Annotated in this window: 3 protein-coding genes; 1 reads left to right on the plus strand and 2 read right to left on the minus strand. The window is 67.1% G+C overall.

Annotated elements, in window-relative coordinates; all coding sequences use genetic code 11:
• Nucleotides 1–124, plus strand: a 124-nt coding sequence (locus M3N57_02545; protein ID MDP9021578.1) for an Lrp/AsnC family transcriptional regulator, incomplete at its 5' end; no start/stop codon positions are given.
• A 19-nt stretch (nucleotides 125–143) separates the two neighbouring features.
• Here the strand turns inward: M3N57_02545 and M3N57_02550 are convergent.
• Both M3N57_02550 and M3N57_02555 read right to left on the minus strand, forming a co-directional pair.
• The gene (locus M3N57_02550; protein MDP9021579.1) at nucleotides 144–1,211 is read right to left on the minus strand and encodes an IS110 family transposase; all 1,068 of its coding nucleotides are present in this window, start codon (nucleotides 1,209–1,211) and stop codon (nucleotides 144–146) included.
• 643 nt (nucleotides 1,212–1,854) lie between these two features.
• The coding region (locus tag M3N57_02555) for a hypothetical protein (GenBank protein MDP9021580.1) at nucleotides 1,855–2,322 on the minus strand (468 nt) is incomplete at its 5' end.

Raw genomic sequence — 2,322 nt, forward strand, 5'->3', positions numbered from 1 at the left:
CGCAGCACGATCGATGGGCCACCTCGAGGAGATCACTGCCGACCTCGCTCGGTTCGGATCCATAGCCACCTCGGTCGTGTACTCCTCACCGATCCTCCACCGCGAACTGACCGACCTCCTCTAGGCAGAAGCTTCTATGTCTGTCAAGCGGCTGCCGGCAAGGCGTCTGGATGCTCGAGGGTGTCGCGAAGGACCTTGTAGACCTCGCGGGCGATGTAGCGCTTGAGCCGTCTCAAGATGTCGAGGGTCGCCTTGCCGTCGGGGGATCGCTTGCGGACGTAGGCGCGGGTGCGGTCGTCGTGAGAGCAGCGGGCGACTGCGATCATGTGCAAGGCCCAGTTGGCCTGCCGGTCACCGCCTCGATTCAGTCGATGGCGGACCACCTTCCCCGACGAGGCGGGTAGCGGTGCGGTGCCAGTCAGGTGCGCGAAGGCTCCTTCGGACGTGAGCCGATCCGGGTTGTCCCCGGCGGTGACCAGCAGCACCGCCGCGGTCTGGGGTCCGATACCCCGTCGTTCAAGCAACGCGGGAGCGGTGGCCTTGACCAGCCGAGCGATGTGCGGATCCAGCTCGGCGACCTCGTCCCGTGCGGCCAGCATGCGTCGGGCCAGCTTCTTCAACGCGAGCTTGGTCGCGGCCACGACGGTGTCCGGCTCGTCGCCGGGACGCAGCTTGGCGGCCTTGCGGGCCTTCTTCAGGGTGGTCAGTCCCGCGAACTGTTCACGCAGCTCCTCGGGGGCTGAACCGATCATCGCCAGCAGCTGGTTGCCGGTCTGGTTCACGGTCTTCTGGACCGAACGACGCGCGATACGCAATACCCGGATCATCTCCACGTTGCCGTCGTAGGTCTTGGGCTCGACCTTCGCACGGCCCGACAGCACCGCTCGCGCCGCCGCTTCGGCGTCCACCAGATCGGACTTTCCCTTGTGACGTCGCACCCGACGGTCGGGTCGATTGACCTCGACCACGGCGACCCCTTCGGCACGCAGGAAGCGGGTCAGCCCGGCGCCGTAGCTGCCGGTGCCCTCGATCCCGACCTGGTCGACGATCCCGAACTCCCCGGCCCACGCCAACATCTGGCGGTAGCCGGACCGGCACGTGGGGATCTCAAATGCGTCCAACAAACGTCCCAGCTGGTCCAGCGCGACCACCACATGGACATCGGCATGGGTGTCCACGCCCAGGGTGACCAGGACCTCATCGTGTGGCATCGTGTTCACGTGTTCGCCTCTCACTCGCTGTGGGGGCAACACGGCGAAGTCGGGGCCACGGTCAGGACTGCGACGAGACTCGCAGTCGGGCTTCTATCAAGACACGGAGCCTCGACTTCGCCATGCCCGCAGGGCGGCCCGAGAACCGGCGGACGGTTCTATGGAAAGACACTCAGGTCGACCACGGCTTGAGTCACGCCGGCCCGGGCAGCCCCCGCCGGCATCCTCTCAGACACCGGCACGAACACACTCGCAACCACGGTTCTGCGCGCGGACCCTCTCGTGCCGGAGGCGCATAACCGGCTGCGGTAGTTCGCCGCTTCGGTCGTGTTGACGGTGGTGGCGTCCCGCGCGTACTACCGCGTTCGAGGGTAGCGAGGACGCCAGGCCGACACCGACGCTCGCGTTACGGCGCACGGGCACACCCACGACGATCAGACCGGCGACGAGACCGAGCGTGCTGACCAGGATGGCGGGGGAGAACTCACCGTCGCCGACAGGCGCGACGATGCTGAACGTCCAGGCTGCCAGCGCGATGACCACCAGCACGAGCCCGGCCCGACATCGCGCTTCGCTCCGTCCCAACGAAGCCGACACTGTCGCTCAACCCGGCGACATCCGCCAGCAAGGCGCCGGAACACGATCAGCCTGTCTGTGACGTCCACCGCTTCCAGCCCCAAGCAAACACGAGCGAAAGCGGCAGGTAGCCCACCGCAGCGTGGTAGAGACCATGCCAAGCGTCAGGGACGTCTGCCCCCTCCGACGATCGGGCGCAGAAGCCGGGAGGCTCGGCCCCGGCAAGGTCCGGAAGCGCGCATGGGTTCAGTACGTGAGGGACGATATTGCCGCCGACGAACACCAGCACCGGCCCGGCAGCCGCGATCACGGCTGCGAACAGCATCGTGCGCCCGCGACCTCGCACGGCAGTGGCCAAAGCAAACAGCAGCGACAGCCCGCCGAGCAGCAGAGCGACCCCCAACAGCACGACATGCGCGATTAAGGGCAAGACCGACAACGGCGACGCGCCGCCCAGATCCAAACCGAAACACGGCGGATCCGGACAAGCATCCGCCGGGGCATCGGGAAGGTCCGGCGACCACCCGAGAACCAA

It is taken from the genome of Actinomycetota bacterium, from assembly GCA_030776725.1.
Taxonomy (GTDB): domain Bacteria; phylum Actinomycetota; class Nitriliruptoria; order Nitriliruptorales; family JAHWKO01; genus JAHWKW01.